Below are 14,733 nucleotides of genomic sequence, written 5' to 3' on the forward strand. Positions count from 1 at the left end.
GTTGGCGAAATGCTCAGCACCTCTAACTTTTGTAAGGAACATATCGAAGTAGATGTAGCCCTTTAAAAAACTTTTACTTTAAGTATGTATAAGTAAAAAATAAAAACAGATAAACCACCTAAAGCTTGCCTGATCTGAAACTAAATCAAAATTTAGAAATTGTAACGAAATGCCATAACAGTATGATTTTTATTTTTTTACTTATAAAAAAACCACAGAACGGATTGATCTGTGGTTTTTAAAATCAAATATGAATGATCAATACATTAGAAACTATAACGAGTTAAGAAGTTAATACGAGAAAGATCACCTTTGTCACCCGCAAATGTTTCACGCTGACCGTAAGTGTACTCTGCTCCAAGATCTACGTTTTTAACAGGCGTGTAGATGATGTTAGCAATCGCATTGTAAAGTGTCTTGTTATAACCTTGATTATTTTCAGCATAGGTATTGTCATCTTTAAACCACATGCCTGCTAAAGAAAATGCAGAACGTAGTTTTGGAGACCAATTGCGCTGATATCCGATTTGAGCCGTATCAAACTCATTATTGTGAATATCATAATCAATCGTCTTACCATCTCCAGTAGTCGTATACGCAGTGTTAGTTTGACCACTATAAAGGATATAACGTGAGTCGCCTTTGACATGGTAATAGTTTGCCATGATGGCATCTTTTGGCGTGAATTGATACTTACCACCTACACCAAGACCCCAACCCCATTTTTCTTCGTCATTAGAATCATTGGTTGATACACGATTTTCATGTGCTAAACCATGAACTTGTAATAGACCTTTAGAGTCACTGGTTTTAATGTCATATCGTGCGGTCAAAGCAGGGAAACGACCACCACCAGCTGTTTTACCATTTTCTACATCGCCGCCCTCAAGTGCGACTAACACTTTCTGATTTGCATCAATCGGCTGAGTATAACGAACTTGAACATTACGTTGAGTACCACCACCCATTGGGCCTGTGAAGTCAATAAGATCAGGTGATGTATCTGTATTCACAAATGGAGAGGTCGTTTGACCTGCCAACCACTTTCCTAACGACGCGTAAGCATGACGGATACGAAGTTTCCCATCGCCGTTTGATGTGCCATCACCCCAAAAATCTGCTTCAATTTTACCTGTCAATTCGCCCAAATTGGTTTGACGTGCAATATCAAGCCCTATACGTGTAGGAGCAGCAGAAACATTTAAAGAATCTTCAGTTGGATTATCTTTGTTTAAAGGAACCTGACCTGTTTTATTGTTGATACCGCCTGTAGTCCCTTTAAAGTCATAGGCCGCATCAACACGTACGTTTCCATACAACTTCACTTGTGTTTGCCCATCCGGCAAAGTTAACCAACCTGGTTTTGCATTGGCAGGCGCTGGTGCAGCTTGTGCTATAACAGGTGCTGGTGGCGGAGTAGCAATAACTGGTCGAGCCTTTTGCTCTGCCACGATTTGTTTTTGGGTAACTGCCTGTTGTTGAATCAATGCGCGAAGTTCTGCGACTTCTGCACGTAATTGTTGTATCTCTTGCTGCTCACTTGTCCCCGCATAAGCTGTAGATGCCATAATTGAAGCGGTTGCAACTGCAAGACCGTGCTTAATAAACTGTTTTCTGATGAGGGGTAAACTCATGTACGAACTTCCTTCATTGTTATTGGTTGGTTAATCATGAACCGTTTTTTCATCCTGTGGAGCATGAGATTTCTATCATCTCTTTCTCCCATCACGAGTATGGAGATTTCGTCACAATTAAAAAAGAGGCGCATTATGCAAAAAAATGATGTTTTTTATTTATTTTCTACTATCAAATTGCATAAAATATTAAAAAAACGTCTTAATTAATAATTTTAATAATTAAAAATCAATAGTTTGTAAATTTTCAAAGAAAGCTAATTCATATAAAAACACAAATATGATATTAGACTAATTGATTAATTTTTTTTGGAAATACTATGAAGGAAATTTAATCATTCGTTCAATTTAATTGCGAATGATAAGCAAATATGCTTTTCTAGGCCGTTTTAAAATCCTTAAGACCGCGATACAAGCTCTAAGAAAGCAAATATATCGGTCGTATTTTTTATCAAATAATCAATTTGGCAGAAAATATATTAAAAAATACATCTGCATCCTTTATAGTCTGTACATGTTTTATGACTTAATGAGAAAGGAACTCCTATGAATCCCGAGCAAGTTCAACTCGTGGACAACGCCATTCGTTCAAGACATTCTGTTCGCGCTTTTTTACCAACATCGATTGACTCACAAACCATCAAGGATATTTTAGAGGTTTCATGCCGCGCGCCTTCTGGAACCAATACTCAGCCGTGGAAGGTCTATGTCGTTACAGGCAAAAAACGTGACGAAATGATTAATCAGGTTTGTGAAGCTCAACTTGCGATCTATGCCAACCCAGAGAAAGCAGCCGAATATCAGGAAACCTTTCCTTATTATCCTGAAAAATGGATTTCTCCCTTTATTGACCGTCGTCGTGAGAACGGTTGGGGACTATATGGATTACTAAATATCCAAAAGGGCGAAAAGGAAAAAATGGCGGCGCAACAATTGCGTAATTACAAACTGTTTGATGCACCTGTCGGGCTATATTTTACTGTCAACAAAGCCATGGGAATTGGTTCAAAAATGGACATTTCCATGATGATTCAGAATGTCATGGTTGCAGCCAAAGCTCGTGGACTTGATACCTGCCCACAAGCAGCATGGAATCATTTTCATCCGATCGTACTCGATGTACTGGGTGCTTCTGAAGATGAAGAGTTAGTCTGTACAATTGCACTCGGTTATGCCGATCCAGATGATATTGTAAATACGTTTATTACACCACGTGAACCCGTTGAGAGTTTTGCCGTATTTCTTAATGAATAAATCTGAATGGATATAAAAATAGACCTGTTATTAGGTCTATTTTTTTCTTTCACGATGCTCGAACTTGATCTTGATTAATTTGTTTAGCAATCGTCGCAATTGCCCACAATCCTGCCCCCGTAAAGATTACCATCATAATTCCCATATTTAACAAGGAATTCCAGAGCAAAAAATTCAGCAGTAAACCACCAAACAAACCTACAGCAAATTGCATACTTCCCATAATTGCACTGGCAGTTCCTGCCCTCGCGCCTTGCTCTGACATTGCAAGTGCCATCGCATTGGGGCCAGTAAAACCTAAACCAGATACTGTGAAAAATAAGCCAACCATCACTATTGTTAATGGTGCATGTGACAACAAACCACTTGCTAGCACGATCACTGCACCTGAAAACTGAATTGTTCCACCCAGTTTGAGTCGCTGAATCGTACTGAGTCTGGTAACTAAACGTTTATTGATTGATGAGAAAATAATAATTCCCATCGCATTAAAGCCAAAGGCATATGCAAATTGTTGCTGATTTAAACCATACATATCCATAAAAACTGGAGAAGCTGAACTGATATAGCTAAATAAAGCGCCACCAGTGAGACAGCCTGCAAACATAGGAAATCGGAAACTTTTGTCTTTTAAAATAGCGGCGTATAAGGTTAAAACCTGATCGAAACTTAGTTTCAAGCGGCGTGATGGCTGTAATGTTTCCTTAAAGAAAAAGTGTACGCAAAGCAAACTGATACAACCGATTATTGATAAGCAAATAAACACCGCATGCCAGTTAAAGAAATATAGAATCCATGCACCAAGTGTCGGTGCTGCAATCGGTGCAATTCCCATCACGATCATCATACTGGAAAATGCCTGAGCCGATCCTTGTACATCTAAACGATCACGGATCGCTGCTCGAGCAATCACCACGCCAACGCAGCCCCCCAATGCCTGTACAACACGTAAGACGATCAGGCTCCACTCACTGCTAGCAAAGATACAAAGTAGACTTGCAATGGCATATAAACTCAATCCCACATAAAGTGGTTTTTTACGTCCAATTCGATCACTAATTGGACCGTAAAGTAACTGACCGATTGCCAAACCAAAAAAATAAGCAGGAAGTGTATTTGCCATCATTTGGGTACTAACCCCAAAATCATTTGCCATTTGTGGTAAAGCAGGCAAATACATATCAATCGATAACGGCCCTAGTGCAGTCAATAAAGCCAGCAGCATGATCCAAGCGGATGAATATTGCTGCCGTGATCCATTTTCAGACATATCTATATTTCAATTTTAAATAGTGGGTGTAAAGACAAGCCAACACTGTCCATAGTATGATTCAGGCTATAGAACAAGTATTTTCCAAACGTAATTGCTGGGGCTTGCCTAACTTTAAGCCCGTTTTACATTTGTTACAAAGGATTCGCTTTGAAACCCTTATTCGCGCATGTCAGAAGAGCCACCTATAATACGACATTAATGTATAACCTGCGCATGTTAATTGCGTTTACAGGTACAGCATTTGTTCCCTATTTTTTGAATTTTCAGCTCGCCACTATTCCTTTGACTTTAGGCGTTGTCGCTGCTGGCTTAAGTGATATTGATGACCGCTTTTCTGTGCGGATAATGAATCTGGTGTATACCTATATTGGATTTTTTATTACGGCGGCATCTGTTCAGCTACTTTTTCCTTATCCATTTTTGTTTGCAATTGGACTGATTGCCTCGTGTATCGGTTGGATTTTGTTAGGCTCTTTAGGGCGGCGCTATGCCACCATCTCTTATGGATGTCTGGTCGTTTCAGTTTACTCCATGCTAGGTGTACACTTATTTGATGAATGGTACATGCAGCCACTGTTATTGGTCGTTGGTGCAGCATGGTATGGTTTGATTTCAACTATTAGTTTTCTGCTTTTCCCTGTACGACCATTACAGGACAAACTGAGTGCCTGCTATGCGTCATTAGGCGATTTTCTATTTGCCAAGTCCAATTTATTTGATGTGGATATGACCCCTGAAAGCTATCAACAGAGCATGATTGATCTTTCACTGGAAAATGGCAAACTGATCGGAATATTCAACGATACTAAAACTGCGCTACTTACACGCCTTAAAGGTGATCGTGGTCAAAAAGATACCCGTCGTAGCTTGCATTATTATTTTGTGGTTCAAGATATTCATGAACGTGCAGATTCAGCACACATCAATTATCAGGAACTATCCAAAGTATTCCAACACAGTGATATTTTATTTCGCTTCCAACGTATTTTATCGATTCAGGGCAAAGCCTGTCAGGATTTGAGCCAAAGTATTCTTAAACGCCAACCTTATATTCATAACAAACGTTTCAAACATGCTTTTGAAAATTTAAAACTTTCCCTCGAAAAACTACAAAAAGAACAGTTTTATGATCAAGTCTGGGTTAATGCCTTATATGCCTTGTACCAAAACTTAAAATCGATTGATGCACAACTACGTAATTTAGAAACAGAACGCAACACCAGTCTTGAAAAAAGTAAGCAATTTGAACAACAGTTAAAAGATGATGATTTAAAAGGTTGGAATGATATTGTTACGCGAATCAGACAAAATCTGACCCCAGAATCTGTTTTATTTCGTCATGCCATTCGACTATCAATTGTGTTATTAATTGCCTACATTTTAGTGCAGATTACTGGTATTAAATATGGTTACTGGATCCTGCTCACTGCTTTGTTTGTCAGCCAACCAAATTTCAATGCCACTAAAAGACGATTAAGACTCAGAGTCGTTGGAACGCTTGTCGGTATTGTGTGCGGTCTCGCTATTTTATATTTCGTACCATCATTAGAAGGACAATTGCTTCTATTGGTGATTAGCGGTGTCTTATTCTTTGAGTTGCGTAGTAAACAATATGCTCAGGCGACTGCTTTTATTACTATTTTGGCTTTAATTAACTTTAATCTGGACAGTTCAGGTTTCTCTGCGGGCTTCCCTCGCCTGATCGATACTCTGATAGGTTGTGCTTTGGCTTGGTTTGGTGTCAGTTTTATCTGGCCAGACTGGAGGTTTCGTCGCCTGCCCCGCACCATTCAACGTTCTTTACAAGCACAGTGTAATTATTTAAAAGATGTCGTACGCCAGTATCATGAAGGCCGTGATAACGGACTAAACTATCGAGTGGCTCGTCGTGCAGCACACAATACCGATGCAGAAGTAGCATCTCTTATTTCTACCCTAGCCACTGAACCCGATTTTGATGCTTATCAAAAAAGTCTGGCATTTGAGTTTTTATGCCTAAATCACACCTTTCTTAGCTACATTGCTGCATTGGGTGCGCATCGTGAGCAAAGTCAGGATCAGGATATTTTAAATTTACTCGATCAAGCATTAGATGATATTCAAGGCGCTTTATTACGTGATGAAGTTCCAGACCTCAGCTCACAAAATATGTTACAGACCATTCGGCAGCGTTTAAAACAAAATAGTCAGGAAGATCAAACATCTTTAATTATTTTGCAGCAGTTGTCATTAATGCTAAGCATTTTAAATCAATTGAGTCGACTTAAACAAAGTCTAAGTCACGATCGTGATAATGATGCCACTGAGTTAGGATCCTTATAATTCCCTGTAAAATGGCAGAATATATTCACGAGATTGGCTAAATTAATGCTAAACTTCAACCAGTTTGAAACTCACTATTTGCACTATGACCGCGAAATCTCTATACGCTTATACATTACAGCCTGTTAACTACGAAGTTTCTGAAGCTGAGCAACGCAATGTCCAACTGATGATTTGGCGTAGCACCAATAAAATCAGTACCAAAGCATGGATCATTATGGCTGCCGTTGTCGCACTATCTCTTGCTGGTATTATTTTATTAAAAAACTATTCCACTATATTTTGCTGGGTCGCCATCGTCTGTGTGGTGCTCTACTTTTTAATCCGTAAATACGGTCTTGAATGGTATGTAAAACGCAAAATGAATGAGTTTCCTGTTCAGGAAATTAAAGGAATTCGCTTAGGTGTACAACCTCATGGAATTGTTATGCGTCAGCAAATGGGTGGACAAGAAGGCGTAGGCACAATTGGCTGGAAAGATATTTATGAATGGTATAACACACCAGATTTTATCTTGATGAACTTCAAGGTAAAAGGTCAACAAGGTGCATATATTTTACCTAAACGTATGGATTCTAGAAACTTTTCATTTAATACTATTCGCAAACATTTAACTGAAAGTGTAGGCGAGCCGAAAACAATTTAAAGCTCAATCTTAATTAAAACCTCCTGCACGGAGGTTTTTTTAACCCAATTAATAAATGATAATGAAAATTAATATTATCTACAAAATCCATATTATCTTCGCATTGTTCCGTTATAATTTGCTAACTTTTGCCTCTTAAAATATTTTCTATCATCATGTTTAAAAAAACGTTTTTCCAGATTCACTGGTTTTTAGGGATTACAGCAGGGCTTATTCTTTCTCTAATGGGTGTAACAGGAGCCATTTACTCCTACGAACAACAAATTTTAAAATGGATCAATCAAGACAGTTATATCGTACAGGCACAACCGCAGGCCAAACTCACCCCTGTTCAGCTTTATCAGCATTTTTCCAATCAAGATCCCAACATAAAAATTAATAGCATTACCATTGCCAAAGATCCAACTGCTTCATCGACCGTGAATATTGCCAAGGAAGGCGAACGTCGCGGCTATAATATGATGATCAATCCTTATACCGCTCAAGTACTCCCTGAAATCAAAGGACGAGACTTTTTCCAGTTTGTACAACAACTTCATCGCACTCTCACCTTTGGCCCTGTGGGTAAACAGATTACAGGTGCATGTACCCTCATGCTCATTTTCTTTGTGCTGAGTGGTCTGTATTTACGTTGGCCAAAAAAGCATTCTCTGCGCCAATGGCTCTTTGTAAAACCCAAACTTAAAGGACGTAATTTTATTTGGGATTTACACGCAGTCGTCGGAACGTGGGTGGTGGTGTTTTATCTTATTTTGGCATGTACGGGGTTATATTGGTCATATGACTGGTGGCGCAGTGGCATGTTTAAAGTCATGGGCGTTGAGCAACCTAAACCACAAATGCAGGAAGGCAATAGAGAGCGTACGGGCCCTCAACGTAATCAAGAACAAAATGGTCGACCACAGTCTGCAAATGACAAAGCTCAAACAATGCAACAAAATCATCGTCAAACGAATACCCAAAGAACTGGCGATAGACAAACAGATCGAGAGCAATCAGCGTTATCCCCTGTTCAAATACAGCAGGCACTTCAGCAGACTTGGACAGACTTTAATCAAAAAATCGGTCGTGATTATTCAACCTTAACCATTAACTTACCAAAAAAGCCAGACGGTTCAATTGAACTCAGTTTTGTCGATCCTGTTGCACAACATGAACGCGCCCGTAATAGTGCAACTTATAATTATCAAACGCACAAAATTGAAAAACTAGAACTTTACGAAGATAAAAAGCTGAATGAAAAAATCATGAGCAGCATGTTACCTGTGCATCGTGGTAGTTTCTTTGGTCCTGTTTATCAATTTTTTGCCATGTTGGCGTCATTGGCAATGCCTTTATTTTTTGTGACAGGCTGGATGTTATATCTAAAACGCCGTAAGCAAAAACGCCTCACTCAAGCAGCACGTAATCAACTCGCAGATCACTATATTGACCCAAATGCAACACCATGGCTTATTACCTATGCTTCTCAGACAGGTGTATCCGAGCAACTGGCGTGGCGAACAGCCACCAGTTTACAAGAAGCGCATCAACCCGTAACGGTTAAACCTGTACAACAATTGACTGAGGATGATCTTAAAAACGCATCACAAACTTTATTTGTTGTTAGTACCTACGGCACTGGTGAAGCCCCTGATTTGGCTAGCAGTTTTGAGAAAAAGTTTTTAAGCTCAAATCTGGACTTAACTCATATGCATTATGCCGTATTGGCTTTAGGTTCAGATGAATATCCAGACACTTATTGTAGTTTCGGGCATCGAGTAGATCACTGGTTGAAACAATGTGGGGCACAAGCTTTATTTGACTTGATTGAGGTCAACAACGCCAACAATGAAGATGTGCAACGATGGAATAACGCCTTAGCCAAAGCAAGCAAGTTAGAACTTCAATCTATGAGTATTGAAAAGACATTTGATACATGGACACTAGATAAACGTACACTTCTTAATCCGCAAAGTCTCGGAGCACCTGCTTACAATATTGAGTTAACACCTAAACACGAAGTACATTGGCAGGCGGGTGATATTGCAGAAATTCAACCTGGCAATAGTTCAGCCCGTATCGAACAATTTTTGCAAAAATATCAAGTACATCCTGAAACTCTGGTCGATTCTTTATCTATTTCTATTCAACAAGCACTTTGGGATAAAGACTTGACTGTAGAGATAGAACCTTTCGCCAATATGGAACATTTACTTGAACAACTTCCAACATTACCAACACGTGAATATTCCATAGCCAGCATTCCAACCCAGTTATTTTTAAGACTTACAGTTCGTCAACAATATGATCATCAAGGTCAACTTGGGCTTGGTTCAGGATGGCTTACCGAACATACTCAAATCAATGATACACTTGCTTTACGGATTCGCACCAATGAATCTTTCCATTTGATTGATGATAATCGCCCAATTATCTGTATTGGAAATGGCACAGGTATCGCAGGTCTAATGAGCTTATTACATGCGCGTACCCGTCAGGATTACGCAGAAAACTGGTTAATCTTTGGAGAGCGACAACATCATTGTGATTTCTTCTACCAGACGACAATTGAGGCATGGCACAACATGGGCATGCTCAAACGACTAGATTTAGCCTTCTCACGTGATCAGGAACAACGAATTTATGTGCAGGACATCTTAAGACAACAAGCTGATGAACTGAAAGCATGGATTGATCGTGACGCTGTAATCTATGTCTGTGGCAGTATTGATGGTATGGCGAGCGGAGTCGATCAGGTACTCAATGAAATTTTGGGTGAGACCAAGATGGATGAATTACGTTTAGATGGACGTTACCGTCGAGATGTTTACTAAGTTTAATCGCTAACTATCGCAATGAAAAAAGGATATTCCAAATCACTGGAATATCCTTTTTTATTCGACTCAAACACATGAAATTGATACAGTTCATTATGATTATTGATGCACTCACCCTATATAAGAACATTTGATATGTCCGCTAGTCTTTTTATTCGTCTCAGCTTGTTTGTGATTGGTTTGATTTTATCTGCTGATGCGGTATTACTTTTATCCTATCGAAAAATTCATTTAGGAATAATATTACCTCTCCTCATAGGCTTTGTTTTCTGCATATATGCCTTGTTTTATGTTCAAATTCAACAATGGCTCAATCAACATATCAAAATAAAAAAACTCTGGCGCTGTGGATGGGCAATATTCGTTGTCTGGTTAATGACGCTTTTTGCTTTTTTTGCTTTTTTAATCTTACAAATCAAAGATAATCAATCCATACCTCCTGTAAAATCAATTATTGTACTGGGTAGCGGTATCGAAAATGGACAACCTTCAGCTGCTCTGGCTAAACGCTTGGATACAGCTGCGCCTATTGCCAAGGCACAACCAGACGCGTTGCTCATCCTTACTGGTGGATTGGACTTTGGAGAAACACATACCGAAGCCGCCATCATGGCGAATTATTTACAGCAGCATTATTCGCTACCATCTACACAAATGATGCTAGAAAATCAAAGTACCAGTACGGAACTTAATTTAAAAAATAGTCAGATCATTCTCAAGCAGCATCAAATCCATTTGAATAACCCGATTGTAATTGTCACCAGTGACTTTCATACTCTTCGAGCTAAAGCCATTGCACAAAAACAAGGCTATTCTCATGTATATATGGTCTCAGCACCCACCCCATTGCTAATCCGTTACAATGCATGGTTAAGGGAATATTTTGCCTACTTAAGTGGATGGATTTTGAATGAATATTAATTCAATTTAGCCGAATCGAACGCGGTAAAGGTAATTTTAAATCGGCAAAGATTTCGGGCTTTTGCAAATAAAGTTGATACAGAAAACTTTTAATATCTGCCAAAAAACTTTCAGGTTTGACCAGTAAATTCTGCCCTTCTGGCGTTAGGTCTAAAGAAAGTAGAGTATTTTGTTCGCGTAAATAAGGAATAAGTTTCTGTACGAGAGTTACAAGCGAAATTTCTTGGAGCTCATAACTTTGCCAACTTCCTTTTTGTAGAAGCGTTGCCAAACTCTTACTGTGCCAGAGAGCGAAAGCTTGCTGCCCAGTTGGCGTTGCACATAAAGCCCAACCATCATCATACAAACCGATCACATGATTTTGAAAAACAATCGTTTCAATAAATTGTTTATATACGTTTTTTGGATCATTCTTCAGATGAGATGACGTAGATATAACAGAACGTCGATAGGGATTTCGCATATTGTAGTAATAATAAAGCAGAATGAAACTAAAGCTTAGAAAAATCAAAGAAAAAAAGCAAGATAAAGGAGATATGGTGGGCGCTGACGGGATCGAACCGCCGACATTCTGCTTGTAAGGCAGACGCTCTACCAACTGAGCTAAGCGCCCTGAGTGAGGATTAGAAAAGCATTGCTTTTCCCGAACGCAAGAGAAAAATCCATGATTTTTCTGACAAGTTTCGACTCAATTTTACGATACAAGACAAACGCAATACGAAAATCTTGAACAAATATTTTCTTAAATAGAAGATTAAGAAAATGGCGCAGCGGACGGGGCTCGAACCCGCGACCCCCGGCGTGACAGGCCGGTATTCTAACCAACTGAACTACCGCTGCACATAATACTTTAAAAAAGTATAGGTCACAAATGTGGTGGGCGCTGACGGGATCGAACCGCCGACATTCTGCTTGTAAGGCAGACGCTCTACCAACTGAGCTAAGCGCCCGCAAAAGTGTTTGTTAAAAGTGGCGCAGCGGACGGGGCTCGAACCCGCGACCCCCGGCGTGACAGGCCGGTATTCTAACCAACTGAACTACCGCTGCACTTTCACAAAGTCACTATTGTGGCAAACGATATTAAAACTTAAGTGGCGCAGCGGACGGGGCTCGAACCCGCGACCCCCGGCGTGACAGGCCGGTATTCTAACCAACTGAACTACCGCTGCACTAAAGTCTTAACGTAAAGGCTTGGTGGGCGCTGACGGGATCGAACCGCCGACATTCTGCTTGTAAGGCAGACGCTCTACCAACTGAGCTAAGCGCCCTTAACGTCTTCATCGTTTGTGAGGTGCATTATAGAGAATCTAATCAGCGTGTCAAACGCTTTTCCCGTTCTTTTCTTAAAATCCAGTGTGAATGATTAAAAAATAAGTAATTCGATAGAAAAACCTGAAAATTCTGTGTTTTATTTAAACATTATATGTTTATTTCTCACCTTTAGAAGCCACTTGGTCACCCGATTTTAAAACAAAAATACACTCTTAAAACCTATGAATCTGCATGTAGAGGAATAAATGTGTCAATTTTAGTTTCAGATAAATAAACTAAAGCGCCTTGTTGCATTAAATCAAATACCTCTACAACATCTTGATTACGCATCCGAATACAACCATGCGAAACTGGTATTCCCATAGGTTCAATATCAGGCGTTCCGTGAATATAGATATATCTTTGCTTACTATCACAGCCCTGCCCATGATTAAAACCCTGCTCCAGACCTTCTAACCAGAGGATTCTGGATAAAATCCAATCGCGTTGTGGATGCTGTAATGCCAACGATGGAGAATAAATTTCACCTGTAGGCTGCCGCGCAATAAAAACCGTATTCATAGACAAATTTTCACCAAATTTTTCAGCAATTTGATGCCAACCGCGCGGTGTTTTACCCGAGTTTTCCTGCTCTCCAACTCCATTTTTACCCGAAGAAATCAAATATAATTTATTATGCTTGGGTAAATATAAAAGTTGTTGTTCTAAATCAATCAGAATATCTGCCTGTTCTAACGTATAAGACATTTCACTTCTCTATTTTGAATATTCGAAATTGAGGAATAATTTCTTAAATTTTTGTTCACATAAACAACATTAAAAGAGATGTATTAAGTTTTTTAACGGTTTCACTCGAGCATAGCCCTCACCTTGCGCACCTAAAAAACCTTAAAGCGATACTTTAAGTTTTTTTAACGGTTTCACTCGGGCATAGCCCTCGCCTTGCGCACCTAAAAAGCCTTAAAGCGATGCTTTAAGTTTTTTTAACGGTGCTCAGGACGTAGCCATAACCACACAGCAACAATCAACATAATGCTATCAGTAAAAACTTTTACCCAAAATGGTGCATTGGTAAACAACATAATAATGCCACTAATCAGCATCATTATACTGGCAATCCATTTAGCTCTACGAGGAACTGTGCCATGTTCACGCCAATTACGTAAGGTCGGACCATATTTAGGATGATTGAGCAACCATGCATCCATTTGCGGCCATCCCTTTGATGCAGCCCATGCCGCTAGGATTAAAAATACTGTTGTTGGCATACCTGGCAAAATTGCACCAATAATACCAAGTGTGATAAATATCACCACAAGGCTTCGCCAAAACAACGTTTTCATACTGAATCCTAAAATTGCTTATGCGCGCCTAGTATAAAAGTTTTATAGGCTGTTTGCTTACTCTTACTTTAAATTATTAAATCAGGTTGTTATGCCCCATCCTCTTTTCATGACAGAATATTTTGAACCCTGGTTGCAGTTTAAACAGCCAAGTGTACGTCAACTGGCCTTTTGTTTAGCCAGTCCAAATATTATTAAAAGTATCCCAGAACAATTGAATATCAAGCATGAATTTGATCTACATACTCCGCATTTCTGGCAAACGCAATTTATCGCTTATCAGCAACGCTTGCTAAAGCTGGATCAGCATCCAGAACCTCTATTCGATTTTCTAAATCAATTGAAAAGCACACGTTTAGGTTTACGATTTGAATATTTACTCTGGTTTTGGCTACAAGACTATGAGTATCACTCTTACCAACTTCTAGGCCACAGTATCCAGAAAATACAAGGTGCAAAAACATTAGGCGAACTTGATTTCGTTGTTTTAAATACAGATACAAGCGAAATTGAGCATTGGGAAGTTGCTTTAAAATATTATTTGGGGGAAGCAGATTTCTCCTTACCTTATTGGTTTGGATTAAATCGTGACGATACTTTATCTAAAAAACTGAATCATTTTACCCAACGACAATTCCAGTTTAAACAAATAGAGCATTATCTCATTCACAAACGTTATGCTGTGCTTAAAGGACAGCTTTATTTACCTGAAACGGCATCAGCAACAGATCCAAATTTGAACTGGATTCAACCCCAAAGGCGAGTTGGCACATGGGGAAATCAAATCAAGAAAGGTTATTATCGATTAACGCGTCATGAATGGATCTGCCCTAATTATTTTGCAAGCTCAGCAGAAGCAAGATGGTGGACAAATGGTTTATACAGGAGACATGATCAACCGATGAGATTCTATATGTATCGTCAACACTTACTGACCTATAAATAACTTATTTACAAGAATAATTCTCTATTGAAACATTTTTTAACACATTTACTATCAAACACCCATGTTCATTTTTACGATTAGTTTTTAATCTTTTAAGTACATCAGAATTAAATCTAAAGTGGAGATAGATGATGAAAAAAATCTTAGTTGCATCAGTAATGGTTGCTTTTGTTTTAACGGGTTGTAATACTTTTAAAGGTATGGGACAAGATGTGTCTAAAGCAGGTGATGCTGTAACAAACACTGCTGAAAAAACACAAAATAAAATGTAAGCTGCTGGTTTACACTTTGAAACCTTATCAA

12 protein-coding genes and 6 tRNA genes are annotated in these 14,733 nt (G+C 39.1%); 7 read left to right on the plus strand and 11 right to left on the minus strand.

Going from position 1 to position 14,733, the window contains the following annotated elements; all coding sequences use genetic code 11:
- Positions 1-266: 266 nt before the first annotated feature.
- The gene (locus A7A69_RS04795; RefSeq protein ID WP_120370755.1) at positions 267-1,634 is read right to left on the minus strand and encodes a DcaP family trimeric outer membrane transporter; all 1,368 of its coding nucleotides are present in this window, start codon (positions 1,632-1,634) and stop codon (positions 267-269) included.
- Between the two features lie 546 nt (positions 1,635-2,180).
- Between A7A69_RS04795 and A7A69_RS04800 the strand changes: the two genes are divergently transcribed.
- Complete coding sequence (locus A7A69_RS04800; RefSeq protein WP_120370753.1) at positions 2,181-2,888, plus strand: nitroreductase; 708 nt, start codon at positions 2,181-2,183, stop codon at positions 2,886-2,888.
- A gap of 49 nt (positions 2,889-2,937) precedes the next feature.
- Here the strand turns inward: A7A69_RS04800 and A7A69_RS04805 are convergent, their stop codons facing one another.
- Positions 2,938-4,158: a multidrug effflux MFS transporter gene (locus tag A7A69_RS04805; RefSeq protein WP_152876443.1), complete on the minus strand. Its 1,221-nt coding sequence runs from the start codon at positions 4,156-4,158 to the stop codon at positions 2,938-2,940.
- A 150-nt stretch (positions 4,159-4,308) separates the two neighbouring features.
- Between A7A69_RS04805 and yccS the strand changes: the two genes are divergently transcribed.
- From yccS to A7A69_RS04825, 4 genes are all read left to right on the plus strand, one after another.
- Positions 4,309-6,483: a YccS family putative transporter gene (gene yccS / locus A7A69_RS04810; RefSeq protein ID WP_152876444.1), complete on the plus strand. Its 2,175-nt coding sequence runs from the start codon at positions 4,309-4,311 to the stop codon at positions 6,481-6,483.
- Positions 6,484-6,568: 85 nt separating this feature from the next.
- Positions 6,569-7,129 carry a YcxB family protein gene (locus A7A69_RS04815; RefSeq protein ID WP_120370750.1) on the plus strand — a complete coding sequence of 187 codons (561 nt, stop codon included), beginning with the start codon at positions 6,569-6,571 and terminating at the stop codon, positions 7,127-7,129.
- A gap of 155 nt (positions 7,130-7,284) precedes the next feature.
- The gene (locus A7A69_RS04820) at positions 7,285-9,945 is read left to right on the plus strand and encodes a PepSY domain-containing protein (RefSeq protein ID WP_152876445.1); all 2,661 of its coding nucleotides are present in this window, start codon (positions 7,285-7,287) and stop codon (positions 9,943-9,945) included.
- 138 nt (positions 9,946-10,083) lie between these two features.
- The gene (locus tag A7A69_RS04825; RefSeq protein ID WP_152876446.1) at positions 10,084-10,869 is read left to right on the plus strand and encodes a YdcF family protein; all 786 of its coding nucleotides are present in this window, start codon (positions 10,084-10,086) and stop codon (positions 10,867-10,869) included.
- A gap of 1 nt (position 10,870) precedes the next feature.
- On the opposite strand, the gene A7A69_RS04830 is transcribed toward A7A69_RS04825, so the two are convergent.
- From A7A69_RS04830 to A7A69_RS04870, 9 genes are all read right to left on the minus strand, one after another.
- A complete protein-coding gene (locus A7A69_RS04830) occupies positions 10,871-11,332 on the minus strand; it encodes a DUF2750 domain-containing protein (protein WP_152876447.1) in 462 nt (153 codons plus the stop codon).
- A 74-nt stretch (positions 11,333-11,406) separates the two neighbouring features.
- Positions 11,407-11,482: transfer RNA gene (locus tag A7A69_RS04835), tRNA-Val, on the minus strand.
- A gap of 150 nt (positions 11,483-11,632) precedes the next feature.
- Positions 11,633-11,709, minus strand: a tRNA-Asp gene (locus tag A7A69_RS04840).
- A 34-nt stretch (positions 11,710-11,743) separates the two neighbouring features.
- Positions 11,744-11,819: transfer RNA gene (locus A7A69_RS04845), tRNA-Val, on the minus strand.
- Between the two features lie 20 nt (positions 11,820-11,839).
- Positions 11,840-11,916 (minus strand) — tRNA-Asp (locus A7A69_RS04850).
- A 45-nt stretch (positions 11,917-11,961) separates the two neighbouring features.
- A tRNA-Asp gene (locus A7A69_RS04855) sits at positions 11,962-12,038 on the minus strand.
- A gap of 23 nt (positions 12,039-12,061) precedes the next feature.
- A tRNA-Val gene (locus A7A69_RS04860) sits at positions 12,062-12,137 on the minus strand.
- Between the two features lie 223 nt (positions 12,138-12,360).
- Positions 12,361-12,888 carry a cell wall-recycling L,D-carboxypeptidase ElsL gene (gene elsL / locus A7A69_RS04865; protein WP_152876448.1) on the minus strand — a complete coding sequence of 176 codons (528 nt, stop codon included), beginning with the start codon at positions 12,886-12,888 and terminating at the stop codon, positions 12,361-12,363.
- Positions 12,889-13,124: 236 nt separating this feature from the next.
- Positions 13,125-13,484 (minus strand): YbaN family protein, encoded by a 360-nt coding sequence (locus A7A69_RS04870; protein ID WP_120370745.1) that lies wholly within the window; start codon positions 13,482-13,484, stop codon positions 13,125-13,127.
- A 91-nt stretch (positions 13,485-13,575) separates the two neighbouring features.
- Here A7A69_RS04870 and A7A69_RS04875 point away from each other — a divergent pair, with 91 nt between their 5' ends.
- Positions 13,576-14,430, plus strand: coding sequence for a DUF1853 family protein (locus tag A7A69_RS04875; RefSeq protein WP_152876449.1), 855 nt, complete (start codon positions 13,576-13,578; stop codon positions 14,428-14,430).
- A 128-nt stretch (positions 14,431-14,558) separates the two neighbouring features.
- Complete coding sequence (locus A7A69_RS04880) at positions 14,559-14,702, plus strand: entericidin A/B family lipoprotein (RefSeq protein ID WP_120370743.1); 144 nt, start codon at positions 14,559-14,561, stop codon at positions 14,700-14,702.
- Positions 14,703-14,733 lie beyond the last annotated feature (31 nt).

The organism is Acinetobacter guerrae, from assembly GCF_009372255.1.
Classification (GTDB): domain Bacteria; phylum Pseudomonadota; class Gammaproteobacteria; order Pseudomonadales; family Moraxellaceae; genus Acinetobacter; species Acinetobacter guerrae.